This window comes from Anaerorudis cellulosivorans, from assembly GCF_025943985.1.
In the GTDB taxonomy this organism is placed as follows: domain Bacteria; phylum Bacteroidota; class Bacteroidia; order Bacteroidales; family Dysgonomonadaceae; genus Anaerorudis; species Anaerorudis cellulosivorans.
Window position 1 is genome coordinate 1 of record NZ_JAPCWE010000019.1, and the last position, 21778, is coordinate 21778.

At 39.8% G+C, this 21778-nt stretch carries 22 protein-coding genes and 2 tRNA genes; 17 read left to right on the top strand and 7 right to left on the bottom strand.

Annotated elements, in window-relative coordinates; all coding sequences use genetic code 11:
• Positions 1-202: 202 nt before the first annotated feature.
• The 3 genes from OLM34_RS09995 to OLM34_RS10005 all read right to left on the bottom strand — a co-directional run bounded on the left by OLM34_RS09995 (position 203) and on the right by OLM34_RS10005 (position 5254).
• Positions 203-592, bottom strand: coding sequence for an START-like domain-containing protein (locus OLM34_RS09995; protein WP_264407032.1), 390 nt, complete (start codon positions 590-592; stop codon positions 203-205).
• Positions 593-757: 165 nt separating this feature from the next.
• A complete protein-coding gene (locus OLM34_RS10000; protein ID WP_264407033.1) occupies positions 758-2743 on the bottom strand; it encodes a glucosamine-6-phosphate deaminase in 1986 nt (661 codons plus the stop codon).
• 81 nt (positions 2744-2824) lie between these two features.
• Positions 2825-5254: an endonuclease MutS2 gene (locus OLM34_RS10005; protein WP_264407034.1), complete on the bottom strand. Its 2430-nt coding sequence runs from the start codon at positions 5252-5254 to the stop codon at positions 2825-2827.
• Positions 5255-5424: 170 nt separating this feature from the next.
• Between OLM34_RS10005 and OLM34_RS10010 the strand changes: the two genes are divergently transcribed.
• A tRNA-Met gene (locus tag OLM34_RS10010) sits at positions 5425-5498 on the top strand.
• Positions 5499-5612: 114 nt separating this feature from the next.
• On the opposite strand, the gene ribH is transcribed toward OLM34_RS10010, so the two are convergent.
• Complete coding sequence (ribH, locus tag OLM34_RS10015; protein ID WP_264407035.1) at positions 5613-6104, bottom strand: 6,7-dimethyl-8-ribityllumazine synthase; 492 nt, start codon at positions 6102-6104, stop codon at positions 5613-5615.
• A 12-nt stretch (positions 6105-6116) separates the two neighbouring features.
• Positions 6117-6821, bottom strand: a complete 705-nt coding sequence (locus tag OLM34_RS10020) for a tetratricopeptide repeat protein (RefSeq protein WP_264407036.1) — start codon at positions 6819-6821, stop codon at positions 6117-6119.
• A 179-nt stretch (positions 6822-7000) separates the two neighbouring features.
• Between OLM34_RS10020 and OLM34_RS10025 the strand changes: the two genes are divergently transcribed.
• The 15 genes from OLM34_RS10025 to OLM34_RS10095 all read left to right on the top strand — a co-directional run bounded on the left by OLM34_RS10025 (position 7001) and on the right by OLM34_RS10095 (position 16867).
• Positions 7001-7573 (top strand): hypothetical protein, encoded by a 573-nt coding sequence (locus tag OLM34_RS10025; RefSeq protein WP_264407037.1) that lies wholly within the window; start codon positions 7001-7003, stop codon positions 7571-7573.
• Positions 7574-7675: 102 nt separating this feature from the next.
• Positions 7676-7915, top strand: a complete 240-nt coding sequence (gene rpmB / locus OLM34_RS10030; protein ID WP_264407038.1) for a 50S ribosomal protein L28 — start codon at positions 7676-7678, stop codon at positions 7913-7915.
• Between the two features lie 19 nt (positions 7916-7934).
• Complete coding sequence (gene rpmG / locus OLM34_RS10035) at positions 7935-8123, top strand: 50S ribosomal protein L33 (RefSeq protein ID WP_264407039.1); 189 nt, start codon at positions 7935-7937, stop codon at positions 8121-8123.
• Positions 8124-8138: 15 nt separating this feature from the next.
• On the top strand, positions 8139-8300 hold the full coding sequence (locus OLM34_RS10040; protein WP_264407040.1) for a DUF4295 domain-containing protein: 162 nt from the start codon (positions 8139-8141) through the stop codon (positions 8298-8300).
• 98 nt (positions 8301-8398) lie between these two features.
• Positions 8399-9352, top strand: coding sequence for a signal recognition particle-docking protein FtsY (ftsY, locus tag OLM34_RS10045; protein WP_264407042.1), 954 nt, complete (start codon positions 8399-8401; stop codon positions 9350-9352).
• Positions 9353-9360: 8 nt separating this feature from the next.
• Positions 9361-10656, top strand: a complete 1296-nt coding sequence (gene rimO / locus OLM34_RS10050; protein WP_264407043.1) for a 30S ribosomal protein S12 methylthiotransferase RimO — start codon at positions 9361-9363, stop codon at positions 10654-10656.
• A gap of 1 nt (position 10657) precedes the next feature.
• On the top strand, positions 10658-10942 hold the full coding sequence (locus tag OLM34_RS10055; RefSeq protein ID WP_264407044.1) for an HU family DNA-binding protein: 285 nt from the start codon (positions 10658-10660) through the stop codon (positions 10940-10942).
• Positions 10939-11958: an HU family DNA-binding protein gene (locus OLM34_RS10060; RefSeq protein WP_264407045.1), complete on the top strand. Its 1020-nt coding sequence runs from the start codon at positions 10939-10941 to the stop codon at positions 11956-11958. The genes OLM34_RS10055 and OLM34_RS10060 overlap by 4 nt, the downstream gene beginning before the upstream one ends.
• Positions 11959-12029: 71 nt before the next feature.
• A complete protein-coding gene (locus tag OLM34_RS10065; RefSeq protein ID WP_264407046.1) occupies positions 12030-12569 on the top strand; it encodes a nitroreductase family protein in 540 nt (179 codons plus the stop codon).
• Positions 12570-12575: 6 nt separating this feature from the next.
• Positions 12576-13352, top strand: a complete 777-nt coding sequence (locus OLM34_RS10070) for a Rossmann-like and DUF2520 domain-containing protein (protein WP_264407048.1) — start codon at positions 12576-12578, stop codon at positions 13350-13352.
• Positions 13345-13860 (top strand): KdsC family phosphatase, encoded by a 516-nt coding sequence (locus OLM34_RS10075; RefSeq protein ID WP_264407051.1) that lies wholly within the window; start codon positions 13345-13347, stop codon positions 13858-13860. Before OLM34_RS10070 ends, OLM34_RS10075 begins: the two co-directional genes overlap by 8 nt.
• Before the next feature lie 90 nt (positions 13861-13950).
• Positions 13951-14181, top strand: a complete 231-nt coding sequence (locus OLM34_RS10080; RefSeq protein ID WP_264407053.1) for a 4Fe-4S dicluster domain-containing protein — start codon at positions 13951-13953, stop codon at positions 14179-14181.
• 74 nt (positions 14182-14255) lie between these two features.
• The gene (locus OLM34_RS10085; RefSeq protein ID WP_264407055.1) at positions 14256-15338 is read left to right on the top strand and encodes a 3-methyl-2-oxobutanoate dehydrogenase subunit VorB; all 1083 of its coding nucleotides are present in this window, start codon (positions 14256-14258) and stop codon (positions 15336-15338) included.
• Positions 15339-15519: 181 nt separating this feature from the next.
• Positions 15520-16281: a thiamine pyrophosphate-dependent enzyme gene (locus OLM34_RS10090; protein WP_264407056.1), complete on the top strand. Its 762-nt coding sequence runs from the start codon at positions 15520-15522 to the stop codon at positions 16279-16281.
• Positions 16282-16294: 13 nt separating this feature from the next.
• Positions 16295-16867, top strand: a complete 573-nt coding sequence (locus OLM34_RS10095) for a 2-oxoacid:acceptor oxidoreductase family protein (protein WP_264407094.1) — start codon at positions 16295-16297, stop codon at positions 16865-16867.
• A gap of 17 nt (positions 16868-16884) precedes the next feature.
• Here the strand turns inward: OLM34_RS10095 and OLM34_RS10100 are convergent, their stop codons facing one another.
• Positions 16885-18231, bottom strand: coding sequence for a DEAD/DEAH box helicase (locus tag OLM34_RS10100; protein WP_264407057.1), 1347 nt, complete (start codon positions 18229-18231; stop codon positions 16885-16887).
• 606 nt (positions 18232-18837) lie between these two features.
• Here OLM34_RS10100 and OLM34_RS10105 point away from each other — a divergent pair.
• Positions 18838-18922: transfer RNA gene (locus tag OLM34_RS10105), tRNA-Ser, on the top strand.
• 84 nt (positions 18923-19006) lie between these two features.
• Here OLM34_RS10105 and OLM34_RS10110 read toward each other — a convergent pair.
• Positions 19007-21544, bottom strand: coding sequence for an adenosylcobalamin-dependent ribonucleoside-diphosphate reductase (locus tag OLM34_RS10110; protein WP_264407059.1), 2538 nt, complete (start codon positions 21542-21544; stop codon positions 19007-19009).
• Between the last annotated feature and the right edge of the window lie 234 nt (positions 21545-21778).

Sequence of the window (21778 nt, forward strand, 5' to 3'; positions counted from 1 at the left end):
TCCTTCACATAGAATCGAATTAAAAGGAGATAGTTTAAGAAAAAAAAGATAACTTTGCCAAATTGATAGTTCAGCCAGTGGGTGGGTATCACCGGAATCACTGGGTGGATATCACCGGAATATCAATCAAAAACTATTGATAGTCAATTTAGTATCTTCAGACTACCACAAATATAGTAAAAATCATGCGGATAAATTGCATTTAAATCCCCAATCTTCTCTTCATTTCTTCCACTTGGGTTTCCCAAAGAATAATAGCATCACTTTTTTCGTCGGGTTCGGCAAAATCGGTAATCTCAAGCGTCATATCACCTGTTAATTCCACTTTATAAAGGGCAAATTCGAAATAGGAATTTTCATCCTCATCATCCAACCAATGAAAGCGAATAGCCGACAGAGGTCTGGAAAAAATAACGTTGGCCGACTCGCTATCTTTGTTCCAAGTAAAAATGTATTGATTGGACTCTTCGTCAACTGATATCTCATCGGCAAACCATTCCGACAGTCCGTCGGGATGGCTGATCATCCGCCAAAGACTGTTCTGTGAAACATTTCCCATCATGAACTCGATATGAAATTTTTCTTTGCTCATCCCTTTCGATTTACTTTTTCATATAAAAGTTGCTCAATTTAGCATTTTTTTTTCATATAACGGATAAATAGGATGGTTTTTTGTGAATTAACAACGAAAAAATGTTAAAAAAAGAGACATCCACTGTTGGACATCTCTTCTTTAGATTTCGCATTATGTTTCCTTTTATTTTATAGGCTTATATTCCACAAATGCTTCAATGGCTTCGTATGAGGCAAGTCCCAATTTCCAATACAATTCGGCAGTAGCTTTATTTCTTTCTTCGGCACGCTGCCAAAACAATCGTTCATCGTCGCCAAGGAAAGGAGCGCTTTCCATTTGCGATTGATGTTTGAGAATAGCGTTGCGTTTCTGCCGGAGTTCTTCGGGCGATAACGGAACTGCCATTTCGATATGGTCGATTTCCCACTCCATCCAGGCACCACGATACATCCATATTCGGCAATCCTTAAACCAATCTTCGTCTTTAAGTAAATCGATGGCAGCCAAAACGGCGTCCAAACACACCTTATGTGTACCGTGAGGGTCGGCAAGATCGCCGGCCACATAAATCTGGTGAGGTTTAATGGTCTCGATGAAATCTTTCACGATGAACACATCTTCTTCCGAAATTGGCTTCTTTTTCACCCGCCCTGTTTCGTAAAAAGGAAGATCCAAAAAATGAATATTCTTATCGGATAACCCAATATAACGATCGGCAGTACGTGCCTCCTCTCTTCGTATTTGCGACTTAATGAAAAGGACATCAGGAGTGTCGATATCATCCTTCTTTTTCTCATACAAAAGATAATTCTTGATCTGGTTATATTTTTCGAAAATAATTACATTTCCAGGATCGAATCTCTTGCGAATGCTGTTGATTACCGAAATGTAGCGGATTACCTCTTCATCATTTACGGCAATATTTCCCGAAGTTTGATACGCTACATGTACTTCATGTCCTTGATTTACCAACCGCTGGAAAGTTCCACCCATAGATATGACGTCGTCATCGGGGTGTGGGCTAAAAATGATTACTCTTTTAGGATAAGGCTTTGCTCTTTCGGGTCGATAGGTATCATCGGCATCGGGTTTTCCTCCCGGCCAACCGGTAATGGTATGCTGAAGATCGTTGAAGATTTTGATGTTTACATTATATGCCGAGCCATAAATGGTAAGTAATTCGCTCAAGCCATTATCATTATAATCTTTATTGGTTAATTTTAGAATGGGTTTTTCAACCTGATTGCACAACCAAACAATAGCTCTTCGAATGAGCTTATTGTTCCAGTCGCAACTGGTCACCAGCCAGGGATAGCTGATGCGGGTGAGATTGGAAGCAGCAGAAAGATCAATAATTACCTTGGCGTTTGGATGCGTTTGCAAAAAAGAAGCAGGCATAGATTCACTCACACTTCCTTCCACCATTCTTTTTATGCTTTCTGCTTTTTGTTCTCCCCATGCAATGAGGGTGATTCGACGAGCTTTCATCATATCCGAAATTCCCATTGTGATAGCGCTTACCGGTACTCGGTCTAATGATCCAAAAATACTTATGGAGTCGCGACGTGAATCGCCATCTAACATTACCAATCGGGTACGTGAATTGGGATTGCTCCCGGGCATATTGAATCCGATATTTCCTTTGCTGCCCAATCCCAGCAACAAATAATCCATACCCCCGAACGATTGAAGTGCTTCTTCGTATGCTGCACAATTTTCTGCTATGAGATCTTTTTCAACAGCCGGATCGGGTGAATAGATGTTATTAGGGTCAATGTCGATATGATCAAGAAAAACATCCTTCAACATCCGGAGATTGCTCTTCGAAACATCGGTAACAGGATAATACTCATAGATATTGAAAACAACCAAATTACGAAAACTGATATTTTCTTCCTTATGGCGGCGGACTAATTCTTCGTAGATAAGCTGGGGAGAAGATCCACCGCAAATGCCCATTACAAAAGGTTTACCTTCTTTTTGCTTCTGCAAAAGATTTTTCACGATTTCATCGGCAACAACTTTCGATGCCTCGTTGATATCTTCATAAATATGCGTGGGAATTTTTTCGAAACGCGTCAGAATATATTCCTCAAAATCGTTTTCGGGCTGAAAATACCTTTTAGGTATCCTTTTCAATGTAATTTGTGAACTAAGATTTAATCTCATAATATGATTTTTTTGTATTTTATCTCCGTTTAATAACGAATTTAATTTATCGGCATAAAGTTAGTGAATATTTTCGACAATTTATTCCAAATCGACCACAGTAATTCCTGCACCACCAAATTCAACATGTTCATCCTGAAAATGGGTCACGCCGTTTACGGTGGTCAGATACTCGCGTATGATCTGACGCAAAGCACCTGAACCTGTGCCATGTAAAATGCGTACGCGAGAAATACCCAGCTGTATGGCGTCGTCAATAAAATACATGACGGCCTGCAAAGCCTCGTCGCCACGCATGCCGCGAACATCAAGATCGGGTTTGAATTTTAATTTTCTTTCATGCATCAGTTCGCGCATATTGGAATCGGGAATCGCCTCTTTCATTTCTTTTTTAAGTTGACTTTGGCTGACTTTTTCCAGCTTATCGATAGCTACTGTCGATTTTATAAATCCAAAGACAACCCATGCTTTTTTGCCTTGAATTTCCAGAATCTTTCCTGCAACCGTTTGTCCTTTCAACCTAACGGCATCGCCCGGAAACAACTGCACATTTTCTTGTGGTTTTTTCTTTGTGGGTGATAACCGGGACATCAAGCGTTTGTTGGTTTCATCTTCTTTTTTACGGACCACCTGTTCGCGAAATTCGTTTAACGAACGGCGCACTTGTTTGGTTCTTTCTTTATCTGCCTGTGACTGACGTATCTCACGGATAACCCCCTCTATTTTTGCATTGCTCTCTGCCAATAATTGTTCGGCTTGTAATTTTGCCTGAGCAAGAATTTCTTTTTTCTGTTTATCGATTTTTTCCAACTCGGCTTGATATTTGGACGAAAGGTCTTCTGCGCGTTTTCGTTCGTGACGGATCTCTTCGCGTTTTCGCTCCCAATATCGTTTGTCACGCGAAATATCCTGCAAATATTTATCAATATTGATAACATCGCTTCCAACAATTTCTGCTGCTCTGTCGATAACTTCTTGCGGCAAACCGATTTTTTGGGCAATCTCCACAGCAAACGAGCTGCCGGGATTTCCAATGGAGAGCTGGAAAAGTGGCTGCATTTGATGACGGTCATATAGCATGGCTCCGTTAATTACACCCGGATGGTCGTTGGCATAATGCTTGATATTGCGGTAGTGAGTTGTAATAACGCCAAACGATTGCTTCCGATTGAATTGATCCAACAGGGCTTCAGCAATGGCTGCGCCAATCTGGGGCTCAGTACCACTTCCAAACTCATCAATGAGAAGCAACGATTTCTCGTTACAGTTTTTAAGAAAAAACTTCATATTGAGCAAGTGCGAACTATACGTCGACAGATCGTTTTCGATGGATTGCTCGTCGCCAATATCGATAAAAATATCGCTGAAGAGGCCTACATGAGAATTTTCTTTAAGTGGTATCAGCAAACCACATTGAACCATATATTGCAGCAGCCCCACGGTTTTGAGACAAACCGATTTTCCTCCGGCATTGGGACCTGAAATGATAAGTATTCGATTTTCTTGGTTCAAGGCGATATCTAACGGAACTACCTTTCGATTCTGTTTTTGAAGTGATAAATACAGCAAAGGATGAAGAGCCTGCACCCAATCAATCTCGGGAGAGTCTGCGATATCCGGTTTTATGGCCTGAATTTGCAGTGCGAATTTGGCTTTTGCCTGAATAAAATCAATCCATCCCAAGAACTCATAAGCTTCGAGCAAATCGGGCAGAAAAGGGCGTAGATAATTGGCAAAATCTGTCAAGATTCGTATAACTTCGCGCCTTTCTTCGTTTTCCAATTCCCGAATTCGGTTGTTAGCTTCAACAACTTCAGCCGGTTCAACGTATACGGTTTTACCCGATGCTGATTCGTCATGAATAATGCCTCGTATTTTGCGTTTGTAGGACGGATTCACGGGGATGACCAATCGCCCGTCGCGCATGGCAGGCGTTACATCTTTTTCCACAAATCCTTCCGATTGTGCATTGCGCAAAAGGGTGTTCAGAGTTTTGGAAATGCTGTTTATGGTGGAGGCGAGCCGACGACGAATATCTGCCAATTGCGGAGAAGCAGTATCTTTAATTTGTCCGAAATCATCTAAAATAGCATCAATTTTTTTAATAATGTCAGGATAAACTACCACATTGGCAGCTAATGACAAAAGATGGGGGTATTTCGGATTCTTATCTTCATCCCGACGTAAAAACGCAGTAATGGCATAAATGGTTAGCAATGATCGCCGAAATTCGAAAAGGGCATGTTGATCGATCCATGATCCTTCTACAGTAAGGCGTCTCAACACCGTTCGCACATCATAGAAATGATCGGCAGGAAAATTTTCTTCTTCTTCAAGAATACGAACAAACTCTGCTGTTTGAGACAACCATCTATCGATTTCCTCAAAAGAAGTTGAAAAATGCATCTCGCTTGTTTTTTCTTTCCCAAGCGAACTCATGCAAAAAGAATCAACAAGTTGACGAATTTTGTGAAATTCGATTTTTTGTTCGAAATTTTCCGGATAAACCACTTTTATGATCGTATTTTTTCAGAAATACAAAAATACACTTTTTTGATGAGATATTATTAAAAAGAGTGTTTCATGACACTGCTAAATTTTCAGGATATCCGTTGCAAAATTCAAAAAGTTATGCTACTTTTGCACACCGAATTCAGAAATGAATCTCAACTTAACATGTTGGCGAGATAGCTCAGCTGGTTAGAGCGCATGATTCATAATCATGAGGTCGGGGGATCGTGCCCCCCTCTCGCTACGGATAAAAAATTAAGGATTTGTCGTAAACAACAAGTCCTTAATTTTTATAGGTCCTATGCTTGATTCAAAAAAATAATCCCGAAATTTTCAACTCGATTTTACCCTTTCCCTCTTACTTATATTTTTCGTTCAACGCAATCATTTTTAAAGCCGTAATAGCAGCTTCATCTCCTTTATTCCCGTGTCTTCCTCCCGCCCGAGCTTTTGCCTGTTCAAGCGAATTAGTAGTCAACAACCCAAAGATTACGGGAATGTTGTATTTGAGATTAAGTTCGGTAATTCCTTGAGTAACACTTTGGCAAACAAAAGTAAAATGGGGGGTTTCGCCTTGTATGACACATCCTAATGCGATTACGGCATGAAGATTAGCCCTTTCAATTAGCAATTTTGCGCCATAAGTAAGTTCAAAACTACCCGGGACACTATCAATAATAATATCCTCAGGTTTTACGCCAAATTTAAGGAGGGTTTCATATGCTCCTTCCAACAACTTTGAGGTAACATTTGTGTTCCACTCGGAAACCACAATTCCTATTCTTTTTCCTGTACCGTTCGGAACGTCACTTGCATTGTAAGACGATAAATTGTGAAGCTCGGTTGCCATATGCAAAAAAAATTATTCTTGATTAAGACTTTGCAATCTTGCCTGTTCTATAAACTTATCCGCTTCTTGTCCTTCGGGTGAATTGAGGTAGTTTTCTTTTATTTTTGTAAACGTTTCGATAGCTTTATCATAGTTTTTTTGATATAAATATACCATGCCTATTTTTTTATAATAAATAGGAGACAACATTTCGTCATTTGCCTTAACTGCCGCCTTTTTATAATGGGTTATCGCTTCTTCGGGCTTATTCATATTCATATAAATGTCGCCGATAGAGCCAATAACTGCGGGAGTAATCAAAAGACCTTGACCTTTGAATTTTTTGAGATGATGAAGCGCTTGTTCATTATCACCCAATCTACTGTAGCAAATGCCCGCATATGCATGTGCCAAATTAGCTGTTTTTGTACCGCCATATTGCTTTATGATAGCCTCAAATCCGATGTAATCGTTATTGTTGCCAAAAAGTGCAAGAGAATCTTCTCCATTCTGAAAATAACGTTCACCCTTAAAGATAGCAGCTTGAGCCTTTTCGTTTTTAGGAACCAAATATAAATAACGGTAAGCCAGAAATGCGCCGACAACAACAACCAATACCGCTAAACCGTAAAGAATGAATTTCTGATTCTTTTCTAAAAACTGTTCTGATGAAGACAATTTTTCATCGATAGTTTCAAGCTTTTTTTCTGTTTTATCTCCTGTTTGATTTTTCGACATAGTTATTGCATTATAGATTATAAATTTCGAGTTGCAAAAATAAAGATTTTTAAGCGATAAATAAAACTTAATCGCAATTATTTATGGAAAGAAATTTGTCCTGGGTTAATCTTTTATGTATGTTTGTAGTCAAACCCGAACTCAAATAAAGGGATGATAATTAAAAAAACGGCATCGGAATGAAAAAGTATATTGTAACGGCAATTCTTATTTTAATTACCGCCGTACAGGTGAAAGCCCAAAAAAGGGTAGAACAAGTTTTTACATCGGTACCGGTAACAAACGGAAAGGTTGTTTTTCGACAATTCATTTATACGGGATCAGAATCTACTCCCGAACAGAAATACGCTCTTTTATACCAATGGGCAAAAGATAATTATACGGGAAATCCTCATTTAATAAGCTTGCGTTTTAACAATGAAAATCTGAATATCACAGTAAGTTCAAAAACCGAATTGAATTTGTCCGGGAATAATGGGAGGAAAAACAAGAAAATGCTGATGAGCTACCGTCTCGACGCTTCAATAACCAATGCAGGATGTATATTTGTGGTGCGAGATATAAACTACGAGCAAATCGACACAGAAGGAAATTCGTCTTCCAAAAGAATTTTTACGGCTGAAGAGATGATCACCGATGCAGCAATTGCCTCGTCATCGGGAGAACAAAAAGAACTGAAATTAAACCTCCAAAAGCAAACACTAACCTTCGTGAACGATCTATATAACAATCTCAGCAGCATATTTAACTAAAAAATTATTCACGAAAAAGTTGGCAAATAAAAATTATATCGCTAATTTTGTGCCCTGATTTGCGGAATATCAAATCAATAATGATTAAGAAACAGTAAGAAAATGGCTAGAATTTGTCAGATAACAGGGAAAAAGGCAATGGTGGGGAACCATGTCTCTCACTCCAATAAAAGGACCAAACGTAAGTTTGACGTAAATTTGTTCAGAAAAAAATTTTATTGGGTAGAAGAAGATTGCTGGATTAGCTTGAATGTTTCAGCTGCGGGATTGCGTCTCATTAATAAAATAGGATTAGATGCAGCTATTAAACAAGCTGCAGAAAAAGGATACCTGAATAGATAACAAATAAAAGGAAGAAGCAATGGGAAAGAAAGCAAAAGGAAATAGAGTGCAAGTAATTTTAGAATGCACCGAACATAAAGAGAGCGGCCTGCCGGGAACTTCCAGGTATATCACTACAAAGAATAAAAAAAATACTCCCGAAAGACTCGAATTGAAAAAATATAATCCGATTTTAAAAAGAGTAACTATACATAAAGAAATCAAATAAAAAACAGCATAAATCATGGCAAAAAAGGTTGTTGCAGGATTCCGCGATAAAGCCAAAAGGTCCGGACAAAGTTACACAAAAGTAATTAAAATGGTAAAATCGCCTAAAACAGGAGCTTATTCGTTTGTAGAAGAAATGATTCCCAATGAATTGGTAAAAGATTATTTATCGAAATAAATTCGTTAAAGATATATAAAAACTTCCCTGCATACGTATGCAGGGAAGTTTTTTATTGACTATTTTGTAGCTTTGTAAGCTATTAAACTGACGATAAAATGGGTCTATTTGATATATTTTCAAAGGGAAAAAAAGAAACCCTTGATAAGGGGCTCGAAAAAACCAAGGAAAGTTTTTTTTCGAAACTCAATCGGGCAATTGCCGGAAAATCGAAAGTGGATGATGACGTACTCGATAACTTAGAAGAAATACTTGTAAGTTCCGACGTAGGGGTGGATACGACGCTCAAAATCATCGACCGCATTGAAGAACGGGTGGCGCGCGACAAGTATGTGAATACGAATGAACTTACCCATATTCTTCGTGAAGAAATTGCCGGCTTACTCACCGAAAACAATTCAACGGATATAGACGAATTTGCCGTTCCCGAAGATAAAAGACCTTATGTAATTATGGTGGTGGGTGTGAACGGGGTAGGAAAAACAACCACTATAGGAAAGTTGGCTTATCGGTTTAAACAAAACGGTTTATCGGTTTATCTGGGGGCAGCTGATACCTTCAGAGCTGCTGCCGTTGAACAGCTTGTCATTTGGGGTGAACGTGTGGGTGTGCCCGTGATCAAACAAAAGATGGGCTCAGACCCTGCATCAGTTGCCTTCGATGCAGTAAGCTCAGCAAAAGCACACAATGTCGACGTGGTTATCATCGATACTGCCGGACGTCTTCACAACAAAGCCAATTTGATGAACGAGCTTACCAAAATAAAAAACGTGATGGGCAAAATTGTGCCGGGTGCTCCCCATGAGGTATTGTTGGTTCTTGATGGATCTACCGGGCAGAATGCTTTTGAACAGGCCAAACAATTCACGGCAGCCACCGATGTAACGGCATTGGCCATTACCAAACTCGACGGAACAGCCAAAGGAGGTGTAGTAATCGGCATTTCAGACCAGTTTAAAATACCGGTAAAATATATAGGACTGGGCGAAAGAATGGAAGACTTGCAGGTTTTTAACAGCAAAGAATTCGTTGATTCATTGTTCGGAGAATAAGTGTGTATATGATTAAAAACAAAATCGATATCATTACGCTGGGTTGTTCGAAGAATCTGGTGGATTCCGAATTATTGATGCGACAGTTTACGGCCAACGGATATACAGTGGAACATGATCCACAACATTCCAAAGGAGAAATTGTTGTGATTAATACTTGTGGGTTCATTGGCGATGCCAAAGAAGAATCCATAAATACAATTCTTTCATTTGCAAAGGCAAAGAAGCAAAAGAAACTGAAAAAACTCTTCGTGATGGGTTGCCTTTCGGAACGTTATCGACAGGAGCTGGCCGAAGAAATCCCGGAAGTGGATCGTTTTTACGGAAAATTCGACTGGAAAACATTAGTCACCGATCTCGGCAAATCGTACCGATGCGATTTGCGGTTAGACCGAACACTTGCGACTCCACACCATTATGCTTACCTGAAGATATCAGAAGGATGTGATCGAACCTGTTCCTATTGTTCCATTCCGCTGATTACAGGAAAATATGCATCACGCCCGATGGAAGAAATCGAAGAAGAAGTGCGACTTCTGGTGAACAAGGGTGTAAAAGAATTTCAGCTGATTGCTCAAGATCTCACCTATTACGGTATGGATCTGTATAAAAAAATGATGTTACCTGAACTGGTTGAGCGCATGGCTGATATCAAAGGCGTAGAATGGATAAGATTACATTATGCCCACCCCGCACATTTCCCGATGGATCTACTTCGGGTTATGCGCGAATATGATAATGTGTGCAACTATCTGGATATTGCACTGCAACATATCAGCAATCGTATGCTGAAAATGATGCGCCGAAATATTACCAAACAAGAAACCATCGAGCTTATTCATCGTTTTCGGGAAGAAGTGCCGGGAATTCATCTGCGCACAACCATGATGGTAGGACATCCGGGAGAGACAGATGAAGATTTTGCCGAGCTACTGGAATTTGTGCAGCAAACCCGTTTCGAGCGACTCGGGGCTTTCCCCTACTCGCATGAAGAAGGAACGTATTCCGACAAACATTACACGGACACGATCCCCGCCGAAACAAAACAAAAACGCATGGACATGCTAATGAACCTCCAGGAAGAGATCTCCCTGTCGATCAACGAAGCAAAAGTGGGAAAAACCCTGAAAGTGATGATTGACCGAGAAGAGCCCGATTACTTTATCGGACGGACGGAATTCGATTCTCCTGAAGTAGATGGTGAAGTGCTCATCGAAAAAAACCGACCGCTTGAAACCGGATCTTTTTATGAAGTGAACATCACTTCTGCTCTTCCTTTTGATTTAATGGCAAAAACAGCATAAAATGACAACCGAAGATTTTGTTACCGAATTGTCAAAACAACTAAGCCTGGATCTGCCGAAAACCTCGGAAATATTGACGGCGGCAGTTAATGTCATAAAAGAGAAATTATCGGAGGGCGCTTGCATTACCGTCGAAAGTTTCGGTATTTTCGATACTGAAAAAAAACCGGAATATATTCTTGTGAAACAGGATGAACAACAACAATTTCTGGTACCTCCTAAAATTACGGTGGTATTTAAACCCGATTCAGCGTTTATTGAAAAAATCAAAGAAAAGGAAGTATGAAGGAAGAAGTGAATTTGCAGGAATTAGCCCTTTTACTGTCAAAACATGCCGACATTTCCACTCAAGATGCCGAATCTTTTCTAAAGGAATTTTTTACTACCATTTCCAAAATATTATTGACCGAGGATCTCTTGGAAATAAAAGATTTCGGCACGTTTTCCCTTACGCAAGTATCGGCTAAAGGAGCTGCACAAAACACAGAAGAAAACAACCCTTCCACATGGCTGAGGCTTCATTTCTCGCCTGCAGAAGAATTAAAGAATATAGTAAACAAACCATTTTCTCATTTTGAAAGTGTATTGCTCAACGAAGACGTTTCATTTGACAATCTGGCTAAGGTTACCGAAAACGAAGAGGATGAAACATCTGAAGGTTTTCTGATTGAAATCGGTCACGAAAAGGCACCGGAAAAGATTGTGAAAGCAGCCGCCGAAAAAACGGAGAAATTGCCGGAAGGCAATGAGGAAAAAGGAACAACCGCAGCCACTAAAAATGAAAAACCGGCAATGGTGAAGGCTGAAAATACCGGTCTGGAAAAACACAAAAAAAAGAAAAGAAAACCAATTGCTCGTTGGATGCCGATTTTAGGCACAGTCGCAGTGGCAGCTGTGTTGATTTTTTTTTTCGTATCGGAGCAAAGAAAACAGCAAGCACTAAAAAATAATCCTGAAAAGGTACCGGCAAAAGCCACAGAAACCAAAACATCACAAGAGAATTTAACCATCTCGACCGACTCGTTTCAACTAATAGCCGAATCGCCTGAAGAAAATGAAAAGATAAAGCTCTCTTCGGGTAAAACATTACGCATGATTGCCCTCGAAAAATTCGGCAACCGTGAATTTTGGGTGTACATCTATTACAAAAACAAGGATATCATAAAAAATCCGAATATTGTTCCCGAAGGAATTGAACTTGCCATTCCCAACAAATCGGAATACGATATCGACGCTTCAAATCCCCAATCGGTTACCAAAGCCAAGCTATTAGGCGAGATCGAATTAAAAAAATTTCGATAAACCGAATATAATTTTTTATCGCTACTTTTGCAGGTAAATTTTTATAGAACAAAAATCAAAACATTTTTCCAATGAGTTATTTTACCGACTTACTAATCAAAAGAAGAAGCGTTAGAAAATTTACCGACGAACCATTGACCCCTGAAGAAACACGGTTGATACTTCAAGCTGCATTATTATCGCCGACTTCGAAAAACAATCATTCATGGGAATTTGTTGTAGTGGAAGACAAACAGATGTTGGAAAAACTTTCACATTGCAAACCGACTTCTGCAGCATTTATTGCTCAAGCATCAATCGCGGTTGTAATTGTCGGGAATCCGCTAATAAGCGATGTGTGGATAGAAGACGGAGCTATAGCAGGTATTGCAATGCAGTTGCAGGCAGAGGATTTGAATATTGGAAGCTGCTGGGTTCAGGTGCGTAACAGAAATTATTCAGAAACCATTACTTCCGGCGAATATATTAATGATCTGCTGAATATCACAGTGCCGTTGGAGCCGCTATGCATCATTGCTTTCGGGAAAAAAGAAAAAGAGCGGCACCCACACGATGTGAATAATTTGTTGTGGGAAAAAGTACATATCGAGGTTTTCCAACCGAAAGAATAACAATATATGAGTTCGACCATTGTATTTATTGGCGCGGGAAATGTAGCTACTCACATGTCAAAAGCTTTTCTGAAAGCAGATAACAAGGTGCTTCAGGTGTATAGCAGAACTATTGAACATGCTCAAATGCTTGCCGATGAAGTTCATGCAGATTTTACTAACGATCTCGAAAATATACGTAACGATGCCGACATATATATTTTTTCGGTAAAAGATGATGCTTTGCCTGAAATCTTGCATCGAATGCCTAAAACAGGCGGCATATGGATACATACGGCAGGAAGTGTACCTCAACATATTTTTGCTCCCTATCTCACTAATTACGGCGTGATCTATCCATTGCAGACATTCAGTAAAAACCGCTCTGTTAGTTTTTCCGAAATTCCTATCTTTATTGAAGCAAGCAATGCCGAAACTCGCAAAATTATTGAATCATTGGCAACAACACTTTCTTCAAAAGTATATTATTTGGTTGGAGAAAAACGTCAATATCTTCACCTTTCGGCCGTGTTCGCTTGCAATTTTGCCAACCATATGTACACACTTGCAGCAGATATTCTTGAAAATGAAGGCATTCCTTTTGACATACTGAAGCCGCTCATAACGGAAACAGCAAAAAAGATAACTGAAATGTCTCCCCGGGATGCACAGACCGGTCCCGCCGTACGTTTCGACAAAAGTGTAATGGAAAAACATCTTGGTCTGCTCAAGGACGAAGAAAAGAAACGTATCTACCGTCTTTTGAGTGAAAGTATACATAAACATGCTACGCAAAATGATTAATTACGACCTCAATAAAATAAAAACATTTATTTTCGATGTTGACGGGGTACTTTCCCGACAGACCATCTCTCTTTCTCTTGACGGCGATCCACTAAGAACCACTAATGTTCGTGACGGTTACGCTATCAATTTAGCAATGAAAAATGGTTTTGGGATCGCCATCATTACCGGAGGAAACTCCCCATCCGTCAAAGTGCGGTACGAAGCATTGGGAGTAAAGCATATCTATCTGAAATCGAAAATAAAGATGCTGGATTTTCGGGATTATATCGAAAAAACGGGCTATAAACATGAAGAAATCGTTTATATCGGAGATGATATTCCCGATTATGAAGTCATGCAGTTGGTGGGATTGCCTGTTGCGCCTGCAGATGCAGCACCCGAAATAAAACAGATTGCAAAATACATATCGAAAAAGAAAGGTGGAGAAGGAGTAGTTCGCGATGTCATCGAACAAGTGCTGAAAGTTCAAGGGAAATGGCTGAACGGCGAAGCTTTCGGATGGTAGCTATTCCTGAAAAATTAACATCCGAAAGATAAAATCCCAACAAACAAATAGCTACATTTGCAGACAAACTATTAAAATAAATCAGAATTAATGGCTAAGATAAAAGGTTATGTAGAGGTTGACATAGAACGATGCAAGGGTTGCAACCTTTGTGTTGTAGCATGTCCGGAAGATGTATTGGAATTGCAACCTCGCGAAGTGAACAATAAAGGATACCATTATGTTTATTTAAAAAATCCCGATAACTGCACAGGTTGCGCCAATTGCGGATATGTATGTCCAGACGCATGTCTGACAATATACCGAAAAAAATTTGCTTAATAAACAGGGTATCCTATTCATTTATCGGTGATAAATAATCAAATCGTTGAACGATAAAAAGTAAAATCAGATTTATGTCAGAAGAAATATCATTAATGAAAGGAAATGAGGCTATCGCTCATGCTGCAATACGTTATGGAGTGGATGGCTATTTTGGTTATCCCATTACGCCGCAGTCCGAAATCATAGAAACCTTGATGGAGGCCGCTCCATGGGAAACCACAGGAATGGTAGTATTGCAAGCTGAAAGCGAATTGGCTGCTATAAATATGGTATATGGAGGAGCTGCGAGCGGGAAAGCGGTGATGACTTCGTCGTCAAGTCCCGGGATTAGTCTCAAGCAAGAAGGAATTTCTTACCTTGCAGGTACCGAATTACCTGCATTAATTGTAAACGTGCAACGCGGGGGACCGGGATTAGGAACTATTCAGCCATCGCAATCCGATTATTTCCAAACGGTAAAAGGTGGCGGACATGGTGATTATCGTCTCATAACACTAGCACCCAATTCCGTGCAGGAAATGGCCGATTTTGTGGATCTCGGCTTTAGACTCGCATTTAAATACCGCAATCCGGCAATGATTCTAACCGACGGAGCTATTGGGCAGATGATGGAAAAAGTGAGGCTTCCGGAATCCAGACGTCGGCGTACAGAGCAAGAAATCCGTGAACAGTGTCCTTGGGCCGCACTCGGAAAAACGCCTGACAGGAAACCCAATATTCACACGTCACTTGAACTGGATCCGGTGATTATGGAGAAAAATAACGAACGTTTTCAGGCAAAATACAGAGAAATAGAAAAAAATGAAGTAAGGTATGAAGAAATTCTATGTGAAGATGCGAAATACCTGTTTGTAGCTTTCGGTTCAGCTGCACGTATTTGCTTAAAGTCTATAGAAATGGCTCGAGAAGAAGGCATCAAAGTCGGACTGCTTCGCCCCATTACCTTATGGCCTTTCCCCGGCAAAATCATCGAAGAATATGCCAAAAAGGTAAAAGGAATGCTTGTTGTCGAGCTGAATGCCGGACAAATGGTTGAAGATGTTCGCTTAGCCGCAAACGGAAAAGTAAAAGTGGAACATTACGGACGGTTGGGAGGAATAGTACCGACACCCGATGACGTACTGAAAGCATTAAAAGAAAAAATAACAAAATAAAAAATAGTTAAATCGTGGATCCCAAGATACGTAAAATAATCATGATTGTATTCATGATAGCGGTTGTAGCGACCATCATTATTTATTTTGCAACAGATAAAAACATGAAATATACCTGGTACGCTGGCGGCACCGCAATAGCTCTTTATCTTATCTATCGATTTTCAAAACAATAAAGAATATGAATAAAAACGATATAGTGAGCCCTGAAAACATCGTTTACAAAAAACCGGAATTAATGAACGACACGTTCATGCATTATTGTCCGGGTTGCTCGCATGGAGTTGTACACAAATTAATTGCCGAAGTCATTAAAGAACTTGGGCTTGAGGAAAAAACCATCGGTATTGCACCTGTTGGTTGCGCTGTCTTTGCTTATAATTATCTCGATATCGACTGGGTGGAAGCTGCTCATGGACGTGCGCCGGCTGTTGCTACTGCTATTAAAAGGCTGAATCCCGAAAAAATGGTTTTTACCTATCAAGGTGATGGCGATTTGGCAGCTATAGGAACCGCTGAAACCATTCATGCCTGCAACAGAGGTGAAAATATTGCTATCATTTTTATCAATAACGGCATTTACGGAATGACAGGAGGTCAAATGGCCCCGACTACACTACCCAACATGATAACATCAACCACACCCAGGGGTCGGGATGTACGCATGACGGGGAATCCGGTAAAAATACTCGACATGTTAATCCACTTGGACGGCGTTTGTTTTGCAACACGACATAGTGTACATACGGCTGCAGCCGTAAAAAAAGCAAAAAAAGCGATTAAACATGCTTTCGAAAATTCCATGGCGGGAAAAGGTACTTCAATCGTGGAAATTGTTTCTACCTGCAATGCGGGTTGGAAAATGACACCCGTCGAAGCAAATGATTGGATGGTTGAGAATATGTTTCCTGTATATCCACTAGGCGACTTAAAAAATGTATAAACAACAGAAAGAAATGACACACGAAATAGTAATTTCAGGATTTGGAGGGCAAGGTGTATTATCAATGGGTAAAATTCTTGCTTACTCGGGAATAATGGAAGGCATGGAAGTATCGTGGTTTCCATCTTACGGACCCGAACAACGTGGCGGCACAGCCAATGTTACCGTTATTCTAAGTGATAAACCCATCAGTTCACCTATCGTGGACAAATACGATATTGCTGTAGTATTGAATCAACCTTCTTTAGATAAATTTGAAGAGAAAGTTAAACCGGGTGGAATTATTATTTATGACAGTTACGGAATCCATACTCCTCCCAAACGCAAAGATATCGACGTTTATAAAATCAATGCGATGGACGAAGCCGTAAACATGAATAATGATAAGGTATTCAACATGATTGTATTAGGAGGTTTACTAAAAGCTGTTCCTATAGTTCAGCTGGAAAACGTAATGGAAGGATTGAAAAAATCGTTGCCGGAACGATATCATAACTTGTTGCCGATGAATAAAGAAGCTATTTTGAGAGGAATGGAAATTATTCAGTTGGAAAACAAGGCAGAATTAAACAAAATTATGAATTAAAAAAACAAATATCCCTATTATTCAAGGCCGGTTTGATTATTAGACCGGCTTTTTGATTTTCCTGAGGTCTTTCGCCTTTCGACACCAGACACACCGTTTCCCTTTATTTTTGCTTCTACATTTGAAACGGAAGTTCGTTTCTGACGAGAACCATTGTTTGACTTTTTTCTTTTTTGCGACCGGGATGAAGTTGTTGACTTGCGCTCTTTTTTCGGTTGATACTCGGGCGCACTGCCAAACTCAGCAGGAACAGGAATTTTATAAATATCTTTTTGAAGGAAATTTTCAATTCTTGAAAATCGATATTGCTCCTGAGGAGAAACAAAGGTGATGGCCATACCTGAATCACCTGCACGAGCAGTACGTCCAATGCGGTGTACATAATCTTCAACATCATGCGGTACATCGAAATTAATGACCAATGATATATCGTCAATATCAATTCCGCGAGCTACAATATCGGTTGCAACCAAAATATCTATTCGCTCGTTACGAAATTCGTGCATCACTTGGTCACGTTGCGATTGATCAAGATCGGAATGCATTTCTCCTGCCAACAACCCCTTTTTTCTTAACATCCTTGCAATTTCTTTCACTTTTGCTTTTGATCCTGCGAACAAAATGACTTTATGCGGCTTTTTATCTTTAAAAAGATGGTTAACAAGTTCAACTTTTTGTGCTTCATAACAAATATAAGCCGATTGTAAAATAGTTTCCGGGGGTCGTGCAACAGCAATGGAAATTTCTACCGGATTACGAAGAATGGTTTTTGCCAATTGGCGTATTTTCGGAGGCATGGTCGCCGAAAACATCACCGTCTGACGGTCTTTAGGCAACAATTTTTCAATTTTCATAATGTCGTCATAAAAGCCCATATCGAGCATACGATCTGCTTCGTCGAGAACAAAGTATTTTACTCCCGAAAAATCAATGTCGTACAAATTGATATGCGAAAGCAGTCTTCCGGGAGTAGCAATAACAATATCGGCGCCACTCAACAACCCTTTTTTCTGAATCTCCCATGCACTTCCGTCATTTCCTCCATACACAGCAATAGACGAAAAGGGAGTAAAATAGCCAAACCCTTCAAGTTGCTGATCTATCTGTTGAGCCAGCTCTCGCGTTGGTGCCATAATAATGGCATTTATCTTGTTTTCATCATGCGATTCTGTATGCAAATTATTAAGCAAAGGGAGAAGATAAGCGGCGGTTTTCCCCGTACCTGTTTGGGCACAAACAATAGCATCTCTCTTTTCAAGTATTATAGGAATTGCTTGCTCTTGAACAGGAGTGGTTTCGGTAAAATTCATTGATTCCAGACCCTTTAGTAAAGAGTCACAAAATGAAAAATCTGTAAATTGCATAAATGTCTATTTATACAAAGGTACAAAATAATTTTGCGTTTTTCATGCATTCTTTCCTTCTAATGCAACATTCTTTTCATTTTTCAACAACGAGCAGGATTCATTCGAAAATAATTTATCGTTAGAAAAAGCGAATACTTATTTTATCTTCGAATAATCATGTGCATTTATGAGTTGAACTTCCATTGTTCTTCTCTTCTCCTTCGCTTCTCCTTCGCTCTTCCTTCGCTCCAACCCAGGGATAACAACATCGGATTTCATGAAACCCGTGTAAAACAAACCTGCGTCTTTGCCTCATGTAGTGCGAGATGCAGAGGACTAGCCAGAACAGAATTTGCGCGACAATGATACAAGGCTGATGCAAGCATGGAGCGAGGATGGTACAGCCTTGGTGCGAGGAAGGTGTGGAATGGGTTGTCTTGTCCTAAAATACGTTTACAGTAAAGGTAAACAAAAACAGGACGATACCTGTTAAAACTTACCGGGAAATTCGCACGTCTAATTTAAACATAGCAATTCGCACTTGTTGGTTGACTCTGCAAGATTGAATTTACAAAAAGAAATTTTCCCATTTCAAAAAAAATTGTACCTTTGCACACGTTTTAAGGAGAGATGGCAGAGTGGTCGATTGCGGCGGTCTTGAAAACCGTTGAACCGAGAGGTTCCGGGGGTTCGAATCCCTCTCTCTCCGCCGTGAAAGTAAATTTAAAAGGTCTAAAAAAGTCCTGTAAAACCAAGATTTTACAGGACTTTTTTTAACCCCTCTAAATGATAGCTATCCACATTTGGAAGCACCACAGTTACGACATTTTAGGCATCCTTCCTGATAAATTAATGTTTCCTGACCACAAACCGGACATTTTTGCCCATTTGCTTCCGTATCGTTTGGAAGATACTTCTTTAGCGCACGTTCTACTCCGCTTTTCCATGTATTGATGGTTTTGCTGTCGAGTTCCAAGCCGGAAACCAATTTTATTACCTGATCGATGGGCATGCCATAACGCAGCACACCGGAAATGAGTTTAGCATAATTCCAGAATTCAGGATTAAATTTACTATCCAATCCTTCCACAGTAACCTTATAACCCCTCCGATTTTTATATTGAAAATCATAATGTTTCCTTCCGTCGCTATCGTATGCTTTTATAATTTTTCCGCCGGTAACATTTTTTGGCAACAAAATACCTTCATCCTCATCATTGATACCGGTAAAGATTTCGTATGGCCTCCCATTAAGCAAACCGATAAAAGCAATCCACTTTTCTTTGTTGTTTTGAAAACGGATCACATCAGCCTCCAACTCAGTAGGACGATGAGTAACGATTTGAGGCAATTCGTAACAATCTTCCTTTTTGCCTTTATTATCATCATTCGAAACCAAAACTCCGGCACGTGAACCTTCACGATAAACCGTACACCCCTTACAGCCGCTTTTCCAAGCCTCCATATACAATTCGCCCACAAGCTCTTCTGTCACATCGGCAGGCAGGTTGATAGTAACACTGATGGAATGATCCACCCATTTTTGTACACGCCCTTGCATGCGAACCTTTTGCAGCCAATCTACATCTTTTGAAGTTGCTTTATAATAAGGGGATTTGGCCACCAAATCGTTAATTTCTTCGTTACTATAAATTTTAGTAGTAGGGTAACCGTTTGCTTCCATCCAAGTAACGAATTTGTGATGAAACACAACATATTCTTCCCATGAATCGCCGTTTTCGTCGACAAAGTCCACATGAGCTTCTGCATCACCGGGATTTACTTTGCGACGACGTTTGTATACAGGCATAAACACCGGTTCGATACCCGAAGTGGTCTGCGACATTAAACTGGTTGTTCCGGTTGGAGCAATGGTGAGGCAGGCAATATTTCTTCTACCATATTTTACCATATCTTCATACAAATGGGGATCGGCATTTTTTAAACGTTTAATAAAAGGATTGTTTTTTTCTCTTTCCGGATCATATAACTCAAAAGCCCCTCTTTCTTTTGCCATTTCAACAGATGATGCATAAGCATTCAAAGCCAAAGCTTTATGCACTTTTTCGGAAAAATCGGTAGCTTCTTCCGTACCATAACGCAAGCCAAGGGCAGCAAGCATATCACCTTCGGCAGTAGTACCTACGCCTGTACGACGTCCTTGCAATGTTTTTTTGCGTATTTTTTCCCACAAGCGGCGTTCTGTGCTCTTTATTTCTTCCGACTCAGGATCATTATCGATCTTTTCTAAAATCATATCGATTTTTTCAGCCTCCAGATCAATAATATCATCCATAATCCGTTGAGCCAATCTGGCATGTTTGGCAAAAAGATCAAAATCGAAATAAGCCTCTCCTTTAAAAGGATTCACCACGTATGAATAAAGATTGATTGCCAACAAACGACAACTGTCATAAGAGCACAAAGGGATTTCTCCGCACGGATTCGTAGACACGGTCCTAAATCCCAAATCGGCGTAACTATCAGCTACCGATTCACGAAGAATGGTATCCCAAAAAAGGACGCCCGGCTCTGCCGATTTCCATGCATTATGAATTATTTTATGCCATAAATCACGAGCTTTAATTTGTTTCGAATACTTCGGATGAGCCGAATCAATGGGATATTTTTGCTCATACATCTCATCATTTGCAACAGCACGCATAAATTCATCGTCGATTTTCACCGATATATTCGCTCCGGTAACCTTGCCTTGTTCCATTTTTGCATCAATAAAATCTTCTGCATCGGGATGTTTTATGGAAACACTAAGCATCAAGGCCCCACGACGCCCATCCTGTGCTACTTCACGGGTAGAGTTCGAATACCGTTCCATAAAAGGAACAAGTCCGGTTGAAGTTAAAGCCGAATTCTTGACGGGAGAACCCTTAGGGCGGATATGCGAAAGGTCGTGCCCAACACCACCCCGGCGTTTCATGAGCTGCACCTGCTCTTCATCGATACGGATAATTGCCCCATAAGAATCGGCCATACCTTCGATTCCGATTACGAAACAATTTGAAAGAGACGCAATTTGATAATCATTTCCGATTCCGGTCATTGGGCTTCCTTGAGGAATTATATATCTGAAATGATCAAAAAGATCAAATAATTCATTCTCACTTAAAGGATTAGAATATTTCTTCTCAATCCTTGCTATTTCTTTTGCTAACCGCCAATGCATATCCTCGGGCGATTTTTCATATATTTTCCCTTCACTATCTTTCAGGGCATATTTGTTTACCCAAACTTTTGCAGCCAATTCGTCGCCTTTAAAATAATCCAAAGCGGAATTGTAGGCTTCATCGAAGGTATAAATTTTATTTCCCATTTTTAAGTTATTATTTATATTGTAATGAATAAGGTTGTTCTCTTTCAGGTTAATTATGTTCTTTTTCTTCCATTTCTCTACAAAGTTATGAATAATTCGGGAACAATTATCTCTTTTTCGAAAAAATATTTTTCACAAAATTTCCAGATAAAATTTTTATATATTTGTTTTTCAACTAGTTATATTTTATGCAAAACAAGAAAGTTATCCAATTTTGGAAATAGCACAAACATG